The following is a 14,432-nucleotide window of genomic DNA, read 5'->3' on the forward strand; positions in this document are numbered from 1 at the left end:
TCCTTCGTGGACGGTGGTGTCGGTAGCTCGGCGGCCCCTCCCCCGCACCGGCCCCGGACACGCGAACGGGCCGGGCCCGTTCGTGGGCCCGGCCCGTGGGCCGGTTCCGCGGGGGGCGCGGGTCAGTCGCGCCCGGCGATCCACGCGGCGAGCCGGTGGAGGTCGTCCAGGACGGCGTCGGCCCGCTCCGCGTCACGCGTCGCGGAGTGGCGGTAGCCGTAGATGCCGCGGCGGAGCAGGACCGCGCGCATACCGGCCCGGACCGCGGGGAGGACGTCGTTGTCGACGCGGTCGCCGACGTAGAGGATCTCCCCGGGGGTGATGCCGGGCCGGGTCCGGTCGGCGAGCTCGACGACCCTGTCGAAGAACTCGGGCCGGGGCTTCTGGACGCCCCAGTCGTCGGAGATGCCGATGCCGTCCACGCCCAGGTCCATGGCGGACAGGGCGGGGCCCGCCTCGGACGGCTGGTTGCCGGCGATGACCAGGGACAGCCCCGCGTCGCGCATGGCCGCGAAGGCCGGGCGCACGTCGGGGTAGAGGTCGCGCTCTCCGAAGTGCTCGCGCTCCCCCTCGGGGTCCTCGGCCCGCCACCGGTCGCTCTCCGACGCCAGGTCGAATCCGGGCACGAGGAGCCGGAAGCCGTCGGTGAGGGTCCCGCCGGAGGCGAGGACGCCGCCGATGGTGCCGAAGAACGCCATGTGCGGGATGCCGAAGCGGTCGGCCCAGCGGGCGAAGATGCGCGTCTCGTCGACGAGCGTCTCCCCGACATCGAACACCACGGTACGAATTGTCACGATCAGGGAGTCTACAAGCTCCCCGGAACCGCCCCGGGAGCGGCCCGAGCGTGATTCCCCACGTGGGTCCCGGTCAGCCGGGCGGCCGGAGCACGGCGAAGGCGTCGGTGATCTCCAGTCCCCTCGTACGGAAGCGGAAGAGGGCGGCGGGCCGCCCGCCCGAGCGCCCGGAGGGCACCGCGCGGCCGGTCTCCTCGATCTGCCCGCGCCGCAGGAGCACACGGCGCAGGTTGGTGGCCGCGACGTCGTGCCCGAGGGCGGCCCGGTAGTAGCCGGACAGCTCGGACATGGTGAACTCGGGCGGCGCGAGCGCGAACCCGACGTTGGTGTAGCTGAGCTTGGCGCGCAGCCGGTAGCGGCCGGAGCGGACGATGGAGGAGTGGTCGAAGGCCATGGTCGGCAGGTGCGCGGCGGGATGCCAGCCGGTGTCGGCGGGCACGACCGGGTCGATGTGCGCGGGCACCAGCCCGAGGTAGGCGGTGGCCAGGGTACGGCGCTGGGGGTCGCGGTCGGGGTCGCTGCGCGTCTCCAGCTGTTCCAGGTGGGAGAGGTCGCGCACGTCCACCTTCTGGGCGAGCTGGCGCCGGATGGACGCGCCGAGGCTCTCGCCCGCGCCGAGGCGCCCGCCGGGGAGGGCCCAGTCCCCCTCGCACGGGGGCAGCGCTCTGCGCCACAGCAGGACGCACAGTTCTCCCGCCCGGATCTGGAGGACGACGGCGAGTGCCTCGTGTGCCGACAGCACCGCGTGGTCCGCCTCTCCGCAGACGGATGCCCTGACCTGTCCGTTTGCTTCCGGGATATCCACCCTGTCCCTTCCGTTCCTCGCCATGTTAAGCTGCACCAGGTTTGTGCCTGACAGACGAAAACCTGTTCACCGCACCTGCCTCTCACGGCACGGAGCCCGTACGACGTGCCCACAGCCCCAAGGAAGTAGTTGGACATGGCACCGGTCACCGCCACAGCGGACACCATGACCAGGCAGGAGTGGGCCGCCGAGGTCCACCGCCTGGCAGAGGAGCGCGACGCTGTCATCCTCGCGCACAACTACCAGCGCCCGGAAATCCAGGACGTGGCGCACTACACCGGTGACTCCCTCGCACTGTCCCGCCTCGCCGCCAGTGTGGACGCCGGAACCATCGTCTTCTGCGGCGTGCACTTCATGGCCGAGACCGCGAAGATCCTCGCTCCGGAGAAGACCATCCTCCTCCCGGACCCGAACGCGGGGTGCTCGCTCGCCGACACCATCACCGCCGCGGACGTGCGCGCCTGGAAGGCCGAGCACCCCGGCGCGGTCGTCGTCGCCTACGTCAACACCACGGCGGCGGTCAAGGCCGAGACCGACATCTGCTGCACGTCCTCCAACGCGGCCGACGTCATCCGGTCCATCCCGGAGGACCGGGAGATCCTCTTCCTCCCGGACCAGTTCCTCGGCGCCCACGTCAAGAGGGTCACCGGCCGCGAGAACATCCACGTCTGGATGGGCGAGTGCCACGTGCACGCGGGGATCGACGGCCACACCCTGCGCGAGCGGGTCGCCGCCGAACCCGACGCCGAGGTGTACGTCCACCCCGAGTGCGGCTGCGCCACCTCCGCCCTCTACCTCGTGGGCAGCGGCGCCGTCCCCCAGGAGCGCGTGAAGGTCCTCTCCACCGGCGGGATGCTGACCGCCGCGGAGAACACCACCGCGAAGAAGGTGCTGATCGCCACCGAGACCGGCATGCTGCACCAGCTGCGCGGCGCCAACCCGACCACCGAGTTCGAGGCGGTCAACTCGCGCGCCGAGTGCCACTACATGAAGATGATCGACTCCGACAAGCTGCTCAACTCGCTGCGGTTCGGCACCACGGAGATCACGGTCGACACCGCGACGGCCGAGCGCGCCCGGCGGTCCGTCGAGCGCATGGTCGAGATCGGCTCGCCCTCCAGGGGCGGCGAGTAGTCCGGTGCCCGGACTCCGGTCCGCCCCGCCCCCGGGAGGCCGGGGGTCCCGCTCTGCGGAGACCCCCGGCCTCCTGCGGCGGGGTCGCGGGAGGCGGGTGGGCCCGCCTCCGGCTTCCCCGGAAACCCTCGGACACGCAGCCCGGAGCCGGCCCCGGAGCCACTGCGTGCGCCTTGCCTCCCCCGGCCGATCCTGTCCGGTCGCCGAACCTCGGGTAACAGAACTCTTACCTTCGGGACACAGCTGGCAGTTTCCTCCACACAGCGCCTCCCCCCTCGCTACCGTCACGGATAAGCGGGGGGAGAATCGTGACCAGAGGTAGCGAAACAGGCGAACCAGCACGAGCGGCGGTCGAGGCGCTCTACGACGCCTTCTCACAGCCCCTGTACCGGTACGCCTGGGCGCTTCTGGGCGACGATCCGGAGCAGGTCGCCGGAGCCGTGCACGACGGGCTCGTGGCAGGGATCGCCCTGGACTCGCGCCGCGCGGACCCTGCCGACCGCGGCCCGTGGCTGTACGCCCTGGTCCGCTCGGCCTGCCAGCGGCGCGGCCTGGCGCACGTCAGCCCCTACACGCGGCTCGCCACGGTGCCCGCCGAGGTCCCCGTCGCCCGCATGTTCGCCCGCCTGCCCGCCAGCCACCGCGAACTGGTCGAGCTCAACCTGCGGCACGCCCTGTCGACCTCGGCGACGGCCCGCGTCCTGGGCCTGGACTCCGCGATCTGCGGCGAGCTGTCCCGTTCCGCCATCCGCCGGGCGGCCGAGAGCCTGGCCGAGGCGGAGGACTCCACCGCCCCTCCGCGCCCGGGACCGGACGGCGCAGGGGACACCGGGGGCACCGGCTCCTCCGGTTCCGCGGTCTGGCGCGCCCAGGTCCACGACGTCTCCTGCGCCCTGGCCCTGCTGCGCCCGCCCGGGCCGCCGCCCGGCCTGCGCGACCGGGTGCTCCGCACCTGCCTCGACCCCGAGATGTCGGGGGTCCGCGACCGGATCACCGCCGGGATGCACCCGCTCACCGGCGAGGGCTACCCCCTGCACCGGTCCCGTGTCCCCGGAGAGCCCGGGGAGGCGCCGGAGACGCCCGAACCCGGCCCCGAACCGCTCCCCCGCGCCCTGGTCGGAGACCGCCTGACCACCGCCGACCACCCGGCGCACGAGGAGGAGGCGACCCCGCTCCCCGGCCCGCGCCCGGCACCGGACGAGGAGGGGCCGCGCACACGGTCCGACCACCGCCGCTGGTCGCTCCCCGCCGTCTCCGGCCTGGCCACGGTCGCGTTGGCGGTCGCCCTGTGGTCGTGGGCGAGCGCCATGGGCGGCCCCTCGACCGTGATCGGCACGGCCCCGGCGGAGTCCGAGCGGGGCCCGCTCGTGTCGGACGTGGAGACCGCGTCGACCGCGTCGGACGCCAAGCCCGAGGCCGAGCCGACCCGGTCCGCCGCGGACGCGCCGACCGCGCCCTCCCCCTCCGGGGACCCGAAGGAGCCCGAGGACGCCGTGCCCAGCGAGAAGCCCACCGGCGACGGGGCGCCGGGTGACGGGGTCGCGCCCGTACCGCCGGAGGGGGAGCAGAGCCCGCCCGCCGACCGCGACGGCTCCGACGGTTCGGACGGGGGCGGCTCCGGAGACGACGACGCCCCCGACGGCCGGCCCGACGAGGGCGAGTCGGATGACGGGGGCGGCGGCGGTGGTCTGTTCAACGGACTGCTGGGGCTGCTCTTCGGCGGTGGCTGACGCCGGTGCCGCCCCGACCGTCCGCGCGACTGTCGGGGCCGGACGTGTACGCGGGCGTCAGAAGGAGACCAGGAGGTGCTCGGCGGCGGTGTGCAGCCGCCGTTCGACCTCGTCGATGTCGCGTCGGCCCTTGAGGACCTCGACGAGCTCGAAGATCCACACACTGGTCAGCGAGCCGATCAGGACGTAGCCGGTGCTGGACCGGTCGACCCCGACGGCGGCGCCCTCCTCCGAGGCGGTGGTGTCGGCGCCCTCCAGGTTGCCGGTGGCCACACGCCAGACCAGGTCGGAGATGCGGACGTCCAGCTCGATCTTGACCTCGGCCATGATGAGCGACCGGACGAGCGCGTCGGCGAGCTCCGGCTCGCGCATCAGGCCCCGGGTGGCGCGCAGCAGGACGTCGACGGCGCGCTCGGCCGGGGTGTCCGCGGTGGGCGGACGGCGGACGATGCCGCCCTCCAGGAGGTCGAGCTCCTCGGTGACCACGGCGACCACGAGGTCCATCTTCGAGGGGAAGTACCTGTACAGGGTGCCGAGGGCGACCCCGGCACGCTCGGCGACCGACCGCATCTGCATGGCCTCGACGCCACCGCGCACGGCCAGGGCCGCCGCGGTCTGCACGATGCGCTTCCGGCGCTGGGTCTGACTTCGCGACATGCTTCCGCTAGGCGCCTGCACCGCCACAGGATCTCTCCCATTCATCGTCAGCCCGCGCGCCGCCCGCTCGCCACGGCGCTGAGGGCCTGGATTCGGCTGGCGCTCCTCTGAACTCCAGCCATACGAGAACACGTTATCCAACGGTTTCCCTCTCGCGCAGTCCTTCAAGCCCATGATCCACACCTCATCGCACGACGTAGCAGTAGCAATACGAACAGAGCGCCATGGTTTTCGGATATCCCGCCCAAGCTTTATAGAATATGTTCTATTTAGGGTCTTCCTTGATGTGCGCCCGCCTTTGCGTCGGCCCGGGCTTCCACCCCCTCCGGCCGCGACCCCGGAACGACCACAACCTAGAATCGAACCGGATTCGGTTTCTAGCGAGAGGTCGCCCCCCATGCCTGACGCGCCCCCCGTCGAGGACCTCGGTGACGGGGTGTGGAGCCTTCCGGTGCCCATCCCCGGCAACCCCCTCGGCTTCACCTACGTCTACGTCCTGACCAGCTCGGACGGCCCCGTCCTCATCGACACGGGCTGGGACCACGACGAGTCGTGGGAGGCGCTCGTCCGAGGGCTCGCACAGACCGGGCACTCCGTGGACGACGTCCGGGGAGCCGTGGTCACGCACTTCCACCCCGACCACTCCGGCCTGGTCGGCCGCCTGCGCGGAGCCTCGGACGCCTGGATCGCCATGCACCCGGCCGACATCGCCGTCACCGCACACCTGGCTTCCGTCCCGGCGGAGACCCGCCGCACCGCGATCGCCGACCAACTGCGCCGCGCCGGGTTCCCCGACGAGGACGTCCGGACCCTCCTGGGCGCACCGCACCCGTTCACCCCCTCGGCCGTGCCCGACCGCGCCCTGGAGGACGGCGGCTCCGTCGACCTCCCCGGCCGCGACCTCCGCGCGGTGTGGACCCCCGGACACAGCCCCGGCCACCTGTGCCTGTACCTGGCCGACGGCGGACGACTGTTCACCGGGGACCACGTCCTGCCCCGCATCACGCCGCACGTGGGCCAGTTCCCCCTCCTCTCCGAGGAGGGCGACCCCCTCGGCGCGTTCCTCGGCTCCCAGGCGCGCGTCGGCCGCCTCCCCGACGCCGACCGGCTGGTGTGCCTTCCCTCACACGAGACCCGCTTCACCGGCCTCGCGGGCCGTGCGAAGGAGATCGCCGCGCACCACGAGCAGCGCCTGGACGAGATCGCCGGGCTCCTCGCCGAGGGCCCCGCCACGTTGTGGGAGGTCACGTCACGACTCGGCTGGAAGCGGGCCTGGGACGACATGCGCGTCCGGGCACGCCACATGGCCGCCTCCGAGACCGCCGCCCACCTGCGACTCCTGCAAGCACGGGGCCTCGCCGCCCGATCCGGATCGGACGACCTGCCGCGCTGGGTCGCCGTCGCCCCGGCACAGCGCCCGGCATAGGATCCCTTACCAACCAGCCCGACGCGGCCCCGAACCCAACTGCCGAGTAACATATGGGGCGCTCACGCCTGTCACCGGCGCACACGCGCGTCCTCGACGGCGACGACCACCCCGCCGGCGCACCGGCGGCACACGGCGGCGACCGGGCCAGCGACCCAAGAAGAGGTGGACTCTTGACCCAGCCGGGCAACAACACGGGACCGGGCCCACGGCCTTCCGCCGACCGCCCCCTGCGCGTCGCCCTGCTGTCCTACCGCAGCAAGCAGCACGTGGGAGGGCAGGGCGTGTACGTCCGCCACCTGTCACGGGAGCTGGCCGCCCTGGGCCACGAGGTCACCGTCCTCTCCGGCCAGCCCTACCCGGTGCTGGACGAGGGCGTCACCCTGGAGAAGATCCCCTCCCTGGACCTCTACAACGACGCCAACCCCTTCGTCGCACCGCCCGTGCGCGAATGGCGCGACTGGATCGACGTCCTGGAGGTCGCCACCATGTGGACCGCCGGATTCCCCGAACCCCTCACCTACTCCCTGCGCGCCAACCGCGAGCTGCGCCGCCGCCTGGACGAGTTCGACGTCGTCCACGACAACCAGACCCTGGGCTGGGGCCTGCTGGGGATCAAGTCCGCCGGGCTCCCCCTCGTCACCACCATCCACCACCCCATCAGCGTGGACCGCCGGATCGAACTGGAGGAGGCCAAGGGCCTCCAGAAGCTCTCCAAGCGCCGCTGGTACGGGTTCGTGGGAATGCAGGCCCGCGTCGCCCGCAGACTCGACCCGATCCTGGTCCCCTCCCAGTCCTCGGCGGACGACATCGCCCGGGAGTTCGGCGTCGCCCCCGCCGCCATGGAGGTCACACCGCTGGGCGTGGACACCCGCTACTTCCACCCGCGCCCCGAACTGGAGCGCGTCCCCGGCCGCATCGTGTGCACCGCCAGCGCCGACAGCCCCCTCAAGGGCGTGGCGGTCCTCCTGCGCGCCGCCGCCAAACTCGCCACCGAACGCGACGTCACCCTGACCATCGTCAGCAGACCCAGACCGGGCGGCCCCACCGACCAGCTGGTGGACGAGCTGAGCCTGCGCGACCGCGTCGAGTTCGTCAGCGGCCTCGACGACACGGAACTGGCCGAACTGGTCGCGAGCGCCCAGGTCGCGGTCGTCCCGTCCTTCTACGAGGGCTTCTCCCTGCCCGCCGTGGAGGCCATGGCCTGCGGCACGCCCCTGGTCGCCAGCCACGCCGGCGCCCTCCCCGAGGTGGTGGGGACCGACGGCGACGCCGGACGGCTCGTCCCCCCGGGGGACCCGGAGATCCTGGCCGACGCGCTCGCCGCCCTGCTCGACGACGACGCCGAGCGCGAACGCATGGGCGCCGCCGCCTGGCAGCGCGTCCAGGAGCGCTTCACCTGGCGGGCGGTCGCCGAGCTGACCGCGCGGAGGTACGCCTCCACCATCGACCTCGTCAGGGGCGGACGCCCCGCCGACGACACCCGTCCCGCGCCCGCGCGGGCACGCGCGAACGGCGCCTGAACCGGCGGACCGCGCGCACCACCACCCGCGTCCGCACCACCTAGGGAGCCTCCACTGATCACCGTCGACTTCAACCTGTTCCCCGTCGGACCGGGCGACCGCGTTCTCGACCTGGGCTGCGGCGGCGGCCGGCACGCCTTCGAGGTCTACCGCCGCGGCGCCGACATCGTGGCCTTCGACCAGAACGTCGGCGACCTCGCCGAGGTCGAGACGATGTTCGCGGCGATGCGCCACGAGGGCGAGGCGCCCGAGGAGGCCAGTGCCGAGACCGTCAAGGGCGACGCCCTCGACATGCCCTTCGACGACGACAGCTTCGACCGGGTGGTCGCGGCCGAGATCTTCGAGCACATCCCGCACGACACCGCCGGGATGAAGGAGCTGTTCCGGGTGCTCAGGCCGGGAGGCATCGCCGCGGTGACGGTGCCGAGCTTCCTGCCCGAACGCCTCTGCTGGGCGCTGTCGGAGCAGTACCACACCAACGAGGGCGGGCACATCCGCATCTACACGCGCGCCGAACTGGAGGCCAAGCTCAAGGCCACCGGCTTCGAGATCGGCCCGCACCACCACGCGCACGCCCTGCACGCGCCGTACTGGTGGATCAAGTGCGCGGTGGGGACGGACAACGACGGCCACCCGCTCGCCAAGGCGTACCACGACATGCTGGTGTGGGACATGCTCCAGGCACCGAAGGTGACCCGGATCGCCGAACGGCTCCTCAACCCGGTCATCGGCAAGAGCGTGGTCGTGTACGTGCGCAAGCCGCTCGCCGTCTGATGGCCGTCCCCCCCGCCCCGGCCCTGCACCTGCCCGGCGTGCTCAGCGCCGAGCAGCTGCACCGCTCAGCCCACTACCTGGTGCGCAGCCAGGAGGACGACGGCGCCATCCCCTGGTTCCCCGGCGGTCACACCGACGTGTGGGACCACGTGGAGTGCGCCATGGCGCTGACCGTCACCGGGAGGAGCGTGCCCGAGCACGCCGAGGCGGCACGGCTCGCCTACCTGTGGCTGGAGCGGTCACGTCACCGGGACGGCGGCTGGCCCGCCAAGTTCCGGCAGGGGGAGCCGGTCACGGATCTGCGCGAGGCCAACCACGCCGCCTACCCGGCGGTGGGGCTGTTCCACCACCTCCTCGTCACCGGGGACGCCGAGTTCGCCGAACGGACCTGGCCCGTGGTGGAGAGCGGCCTGGAGTTCGTCCTGGGGCTGCGCGGCGAGCACGGCGAGATCCTGTGGGCGCGCTCGGAGGACGGCTCACCGGGCGACCACGCCCTGTTGACGGTGTGCGCGAGCGTGCACCACGCCCTCCGGTGCGGTGTCGCCCTGGGCGCGCGCCTCGGCCTCGACCGTCCCGGGTGGACGGCCGCCGCCGACCGGCTGGCAGTGCTGATCAACGAGCGTGAGGACCTGTTCTCCGACCGCAGCAGGTTCTCGATGGACTGGTTCTACCCGGTCCTGGGCGGGGCCGTCCGCGGCGCCGCGGCCAAGGAGCGCATCGAGGAGCGCTGGGACACGTTCGTCATGCCGGGCCTGGGGGTGCGCTGCGTGAGCGACCAGCCGTGGGTGACCGCGGCCGAGTCCTCGGAGCTGGTGCTGACCCTGGCCGCGGTGGGCGACGTCGAGGGGGGCGTCCGCGTCCTGCGGGACGTGCAGCACCTGCGCGATCCCCACGACGGGGTCTACTGGACCGGCTACCAGTTCGCCGAGCAGGTGCGCTGGCCGGTGGAGCGCAGCACGTGGACGTCGGCCGCCGTCATCCTGGCGGTGGACGCGCTCACCGGGACCACGCCCGGCTCGCGGGTGTTCCTGCACACCTGGGACGAGGAGCCCGCGGCCCGGTAGCGGCGCCGCGGGCGCCCACCGGGTCCCGCGGGCCCAGGACGGCACAACGACGGGGGAGCCCCGGCGGTGCACCACCGCCGGGGCTCCCCCGTGTCCTCTCCCGGCCTCTGCTCCGGCCGGGCCCGTGTCGTCCCCCTAGGGGATGCTCCACTCGTCGGACCGGCGCGTCTCCTCGCCCGGCCCCGGTGGCGGAACCTCACCGCCGCCGCCCGGGTCCGGCTGCTCCGGGATACCCGGGTCCACCGGATCCGTCGGAACCTCGGGCTGCTCCGGGATACCCGGGTCCACCGGATCCGTCGGAACGTCCGGGTCTGCGGGCTGCTCCGGCTGGTCCCCCTCCGGGGGCGCCTGCGGCTCCTGGGTGGACGGGTCCGGCGCCCAGTACTGGGTGGATCCGGCGAAGGCAGGCTCAGGGAACTGGACCACCTCGCGCCCCTCCATCGCCCGTGTCATGTAGTCGCGCCAGATGGGCGCGGCCACACCGCCACCGGAGATGTCGTACCCGGGGATGCTGAAGCTCTGGTTGTTCTGGTTGTACACGCCCACGGCCGTGGACAGCTGCGGCGTGTACCCGACGAACCAGGCCGCGACGCTGTTGTCGGTGGTACCGGTCTTGCCCGCCGCCGGGTGCGACCAGATGTTGGCCGACGACCCGGTGCCGCCCTCGATCACCTGCTGGAGCGCGTAGGTGACGTCGGCAGCGGTGGACTCGTCCAGCGCCCGGTTGCTCTCGACCTCGGGGCGTAGGTCCTCGCCCTCGGTGTCGATGATCTCCTTGACCACGTGCGCCTCGACGTGCTCCCCGCCGTTGGCGAAGGTGGCGTATCCGCTGGCCTGGTCGACCGGGCGGACCGTGGAGACGCCCAGCGCCATGGTGGGCACGAGCTGGTTGTCCAGGATGCTCCCGTCGGGCAGCCCCGCGGCGTACGCGGTGTCCCGGACGTTCTCGTAGCCGGTCTCCATCGTCAGCTCGACGTAGCCGAGGTTGTTGGAGACCCGGGTGGCCTGGACCAGGTCCATGGGGCCGCCCGGCGCGTTGCCGGCGTTCTGGATCGAGGATCCGTGGATGCTGCGCGGCCCGCTGCCGTCCACGATGCTCCGGAGGCTGTACCCCTCCTGCAGCGCTGTGGCCAGGACGTAGGGCTTGAACGCGGAGCCGGCCTGCGCCCCGCCCAGAAGCCCGCTGTCGTACTGGTTCTCGTAGTAGTCGTGACCGCCGTAGAAGGCCAGGACCTCACCCGTGGCCGGGTCGACCGTGGTCAGTCCGACGTTGACGCCCTCGGGCAGGGCGTCCGGAGGAAGCGAGCTCTCGACCGTCTCGTAGGCCGCGTCCATCAACTCCTGGTCGAAGGTCGTGACGATGGAGAAGCCCTGCCGGTTGATCTGGTCCTCGGAGTACCCGAGGTCCGCCATCTCCCGCATCACGGCCTCGTACATGTACCCCCGGTACCCGCTGAGGTCGTTGCCCTCCAAGGGCTTCTCCGCCTCGGGTGCGGGGAACTCCATCGCGTCGGCCTCGGCCTGGGTGATGGCCTCCGTGATGACGAGGCCGTTGACGACGTAGCGCCAGCGCTGCTCCATCTCCGGGGTCGTCTCCACGTCGGCCTCGCCGAAGGGGGTCGGCTGCTGGATCGCCGCGGCGAGGAACGCCGCCTCCTCCGGAGTGAGCTCGTCGACGTCCTTGTGGTAGTACGCCTGGGCCCCCGCCTGGATGCCGTACGCGTTGCGCCCGAAGTAGATGGTGTTGAGGTACTGCTCCATCACCCACTCCTTGGACTCGCTCTGGTCGACCTTGATGGAGATGATGATCTCCTGGATCTTCCTGGCGACCGTCTGCTCCCGGCTCACGCCCTCGTAGTAGTTGCGGACCATCTGCTGGGTGATCGTGGAACCGCCCTGGACCTGCTGGCCGGTGACGGTGGACCACACGGCGCGGGTCGTCCCCCGGACCGACACACCGGGCTCCTCCCAGAAGCCGCGGTCCTCGGCGGAGATGACGGCCTCCACGATGTGGTCGCCGCCCGCCACCATCTCGTCGTAGGTGACGGGGTCGCGGTCGGTGCCCCGGTAGGCGAACTCGGTCTCGCCGTCCGCGAAGTAGAAGGTCGACCCCTGTTCGAGGGCGTCGGCCTTGGCCGCGTCCGGCACCTCGACCGTGGTGTAGAAGTACGCGAACACGGCGGCGCCGATGACGACGAACACGCCCGTGACGATGAGGAAGGTCGCCAGGATCCGCCACCACAGGGGCTTCTTGGCCTTCTTGCCCTTGCCGGCCTTCGGGTCTCCGGGGCCCTTGGGGCCGCCGGGTCCCGTCCCTCCGGGTCCCGCGGGGCCCTTGGGCCCGCCGGGTCCGTGGGGGCCGCCCTGGCCGCCCGAACCGTGCGCGGCCGACGCCCCGGAGGGCTCCTGCCGACCGTGCTCTCGCGGCGTACCACTGCCCTCGCCGGCACCGCCCGGGGCCGCCCCGGACGCTGCCGCGGCTCCCGCGGCGGCGGCGGAGGACTCTTCGGTCGCGTAGTCCGAGAAGCGGCGCGGGGCGGGCCAGAGCGCGGCGGTCTCGGCTGCGGAGGACTCGTCGATCCTCTCCGCCTCGGCCTTGTCGGGGGCGACGGTCCCGGGCGCCGGGGGTGCGTCCTCCGCGGCTGCGGACCGGGGCTCGTCGGCGACGGCCGAGAGGTCCCGGTCGGGGTCGGGCACGCCGGCGGAGGCCTCGGCGGATTCCCCCCCGCCGACGTCGTCCGCGTTGTCCGTCGCGGCGGGGAAGACCTCGGTCCTCGCGGTGAGCCCGTCCTCGGCCCCACCCTCCGGGGAACCGGCGGACTCGGCGGACTCGGTGCGCTCGGTGCGCTCGAACGCCGGGGTGGGGGTCTCCCCGGCGTCGAACCCGTCGTCCCCCTGCGGGGCTTCACCGTTCGCGTCGTCCGCGGTACCGTCGGCCGAGGGCCGCGCCGTCACGTCGGGATCGTCGAATCCCTGCTCCGCGAGGCTCTGCGCGACGCGTTCCCTCAGGAACGTGCCGCTGGTCTTGAAGGTGATCGGGTTGATGAACTCCGGCTCCGGCTGCTCGCCCACCCCGTTCTCTCCGGGGGTGTCGTCAGGGGACTGGTCTCCCTGTGCGGCGGGCGTGCCACTCTCAGAAATGTGCTTGCTGGACAGCTCTTCGGCAGAGGTGTCTTGTGTCTCCGGCGTGTGCTTCTCGGGACGCTGTCCATCCGCCCCGCCTTCGCCGCGTGTGCTCTCGCTCAGCTCCCCGCCCCCATGGCAAATCACGTCCGGCACCGTGCCGTCCTTGTGTTTGACGCGCGAGTGCCCCTGATCGTTCAGTTCGAATCAGGACTGAAGCGGTAATGAGGGGAATAACGCCACCATCGCTCCGCCCTCACGCCACGATACCCGGCCGTAACCATGTCAGGACCGGATCCGTTACGGCGCCCACACTTCTCACCGGGGGCTTACCCCGGCGAGTGTGTATCGGGTCAGTCGTCGAATAACTCACTTTCTCATGAACGCGACGGTTCCGCGTCCGGATGATGCCCGACGCGGGGTTCCCCGGGACGGCGCACACACCCCGGGGCCCCTCGGAACGCTCAGGCGACGCGTTCGAGGACGCGCATGGAGCCGAGCGCCCGGACCTCCTGGAACCGCCCGGACTCCAGGGCCCTGAGGTAGATGTTGTGCGGCGGTCGTCCCCCGTCGGCCGGGTCGGGGAACACGTCGTGGATGACGAGGGCTCCGCCGACGGCCACATGGGGGCTCCAGCCCGCGTAGTCGTTCTGGGCGGCCTCCTCGCTGTGCCCGCCGTCGATGAAGACCATGCCCAGTGGGGTGCCCCACACGCCGGCGACGTCGGCGGACCGGCCCACGACGGCGATGACCTCGTCGTCCAGGCCCGCCCGCGTGATCGTGCGGCGGAAGTGCGGGAGGGTGTCGAACCTGCCGGTGACCCCGTCCACCAGAGAGGGGTCGTGGTACTCCCAGCCCTCCTGGTGCTCCTCCGATCCCCGGTGGTGGTCGACGGTGAGCACCCTCGTGCTGGTCGCCCGGGCTGCCGCTCCGAGGAAGATGGTGGACTTGCCGCAGTACGTGCCGATCTCCACGACAGGACCGACGGAGGAGTACCGCACCGCGGTCTCGAAGAGGACCGTGCCCTCGTCGGTGGGCATGAAGCCCTTGGCTTCCTCTGCGGCGGCCAGGAGGTCGGCGGGGATTGTCTTCGTCATGCGGGGATTGTCCCACCGGCCGAAACAGGGGCGGTCGGCGCCCCGTCCGGAGTCCCGCAGTGGCGGAACCGACCATTCACAACGCACACGACAAACACACAATGCGCGGCCGGAGAACACACCGAGAACACAGTCCGCGGACACAAAAAAGGGGGAGGCCCCAAAGGGACCTCCCCGTACACAAAAAAAGGGGGCCGCCCACAAAGGCGACCCCCCCAAAGAAAAACCGTGGCAGCGACCTACTCTCCCACCCCACCACAGGGCAGTACCATCAGCGCAAGGAGACTTAACGACCGGGTTCGGAA

11 protein-coding genes are annotated in these 14,432 nt (G+C 72.1%); 6 read left to right on the forward strand and 5 right to left on the reverse strand.

Annotation, left to right across the window (positions count from 1 at the left end):
* Positions 1 to 122 precede the first annotated feature (122 nt).
* Together Q8791_RS30260 and Q8791_RS30265 are read right to left on the reverse strand one after the other, a co-directional pair.
* Positions 123 to 794, reverse strand: a complete 672-nt coding sequence (locus Q8791_RS30260) for an HAD family hydrolase (protein WP_330095266.1) — start codon at positions 792 to 794, stop codon at positions 123 to 125.
* 73 nt (positions 795 to 867) lie between these two features.
* Positions 868 to 1,599 carry an NUDIX hydrolase gene (locus tag Q8791_RS30265; RefSeq protein ID WP_330095267.1) on the reverse strand — a complete coding sequence of 244 codons (732 nt, stop codon included), beginning with the start codon at positions 1,597 to 1,599 and terminating at the stop codon, positions 868 to 870.
* Positions 1,600 to 1,734: 135 nt separating this feature from the next.
* Between Q8791_RS30265 and nadA the strand changes: the two genes are divergently transcribed.
* Both nadA and Q8791_RS30275 read left to right on the forward strand, forming a co-directional pair.
* Positions 1,735 to 2,733, forward strand: coding sequence for a quinolinate synthase NadA (gene nadA, locus Q8791_RS30270; RefSeq protein WP_330095268.1), 999 nt, complete (start codon positions 1,735 to 1,737; stop codon positions 2,731 to 2,733).
* Between the two features lie 308 nt (positions 2,734 to 3,041).
* Positions 3,042 to 4,463 (forward strand): sigma-70 family RNA polymerase sigma factor, encoded by a 1,422-nt coding sequence (locus Q8791_RS30275; protein WP_330095269.1) that lies wholly within the window; start codon positions 3,042 to 3,044, stop codon positions 4,461 to 4,463.
* A gap of 57 nt (positions 4,464 to 4,520) precedes the next feature.
* Here the strand turns inward: Q8791_RS30275 and Q8791_RS30280 are convergent, their stop codons facing one another.
* On the reverse strand, positions 4,521 to 5,147 hold the full coding sequence (locus Q8791_RS30280; protein ID WP_330095270.1) for a TetR family transcriptional regulator: 627 nt from the start codon (positions 5,145 to 5,147) through the stop codon (positions 4,521 to 4,523).
* 370 nt (positions 5,148 to 5,517) lie between these two features.
* Between Q8791_RS30280 and Q8791_RS30285 the strand changes: the two genes are divergently transcribed.
* The 4 genes from Q8791_RS30285 (at position 5,518) to Q8791_RS30300 (ending at position 9,907) form a co-directional block, all read left to right on the forward strand.
* Positions 5,518 to 6,546 carry an MBL fold metallo-hydrolase gene (locus tag Q8791_RS30285; protein WP_330095271.1) on the forward strand — a complete coding sequence of 343 codons (1,029 nt, stop codon included), beginning with the start codon at positions 5,518 to 5,520 and terminating at the stop codon, positions 6,544 to 6,546.
* 173 nt (positions 6,547 to 6,719) lie between these two features.
* Positions 6,720 to 8,069, forward strand: coding sequence for a glycosyltransferase family 4 protein (locus tag Q8791_RS30290; RefSeq protein WP_330095272.1), 1,350 nt, complete (start codon positions 6,720 to 6,722; stop codon positions 8,067 to 8,069).
* A 54-nt stretch (positions 8,070 to 8,123) separates the two neighbouring features.
* Positions 8,124 to 8,843 carry a class I SAM-dependent methyltransferase gene (locus Q8791_RS30295; RefSeq protein WP_330095278.1) on the forward strand — a complete coding sequence of 240 codons (720 nt, stop codon included), beginning with the start codon at positions 8,124 to 8,126 and terminating at the stop codon, positions 8,841 to 8,843.
* Positions 8,843 to 9,907: a prenyltransferase/squalene oxidase repeat-containing protein gene (locus Q8791_RS30300; protein ID WP_330095273.1), complete on the forward strand. Its 1,065-nt coding sequence runs from the start codon at positions 8,843 to 8,845 to the stop codon at positions 9,905 to 9,907. The genes Q8791_RS30295 and Q8791_RS30300 overlap by 1 nt, the downstream gene beginning before the upstream one ends.
* Before the next feature lie 135 nt (positions 9,908 to 10,042).
* Here Q8791_RS30300 and Q8791_RS30305 read toward each other — a convergent pair whose 3' ends face one another.
* Together Q8791_RS30305 and Q8791_RS30310 are read right to left on the reverse strand one after the other, a co-directional pair.
* Positions 10,043 to 13,186, reverse strand: coding sequence for a transglycosylase domain-containing protein (locus Q8791_RS30305; RefSeq protein ID WP_330095274.1), 3,144 nt, complete (start codon positions 13,184 to 13,186; stop codon positions 10,043 to 10,045).
* Between the two features lie 308 nt (positions 13,187 to 13,494).
* Positions 13,495 to 14,127: a class I SAM-dependent methyltransferase gene (locus tag Q8791_RS30310; RefSeq protein WP_330095275.1), complete on the reverse strand. Its 633-nt coding sequence runs from the start codon at positions 14,125 to 14,127 to the stop codon at positions 13,495 to 13,497.
* Positions 14,128 to 14,432 lie beyond the last annotated feature (305 nt).

The sequence above is a fragment of the Nocardiopsis codii genome, assembly GCF_036327455.1.
Lineage (GTDB): Bacteria > Actinomycetota > Actinomycetes > Streptosporangiales > Streptosporangiaceae > Nocardiopsis > Nocardiopsis codii.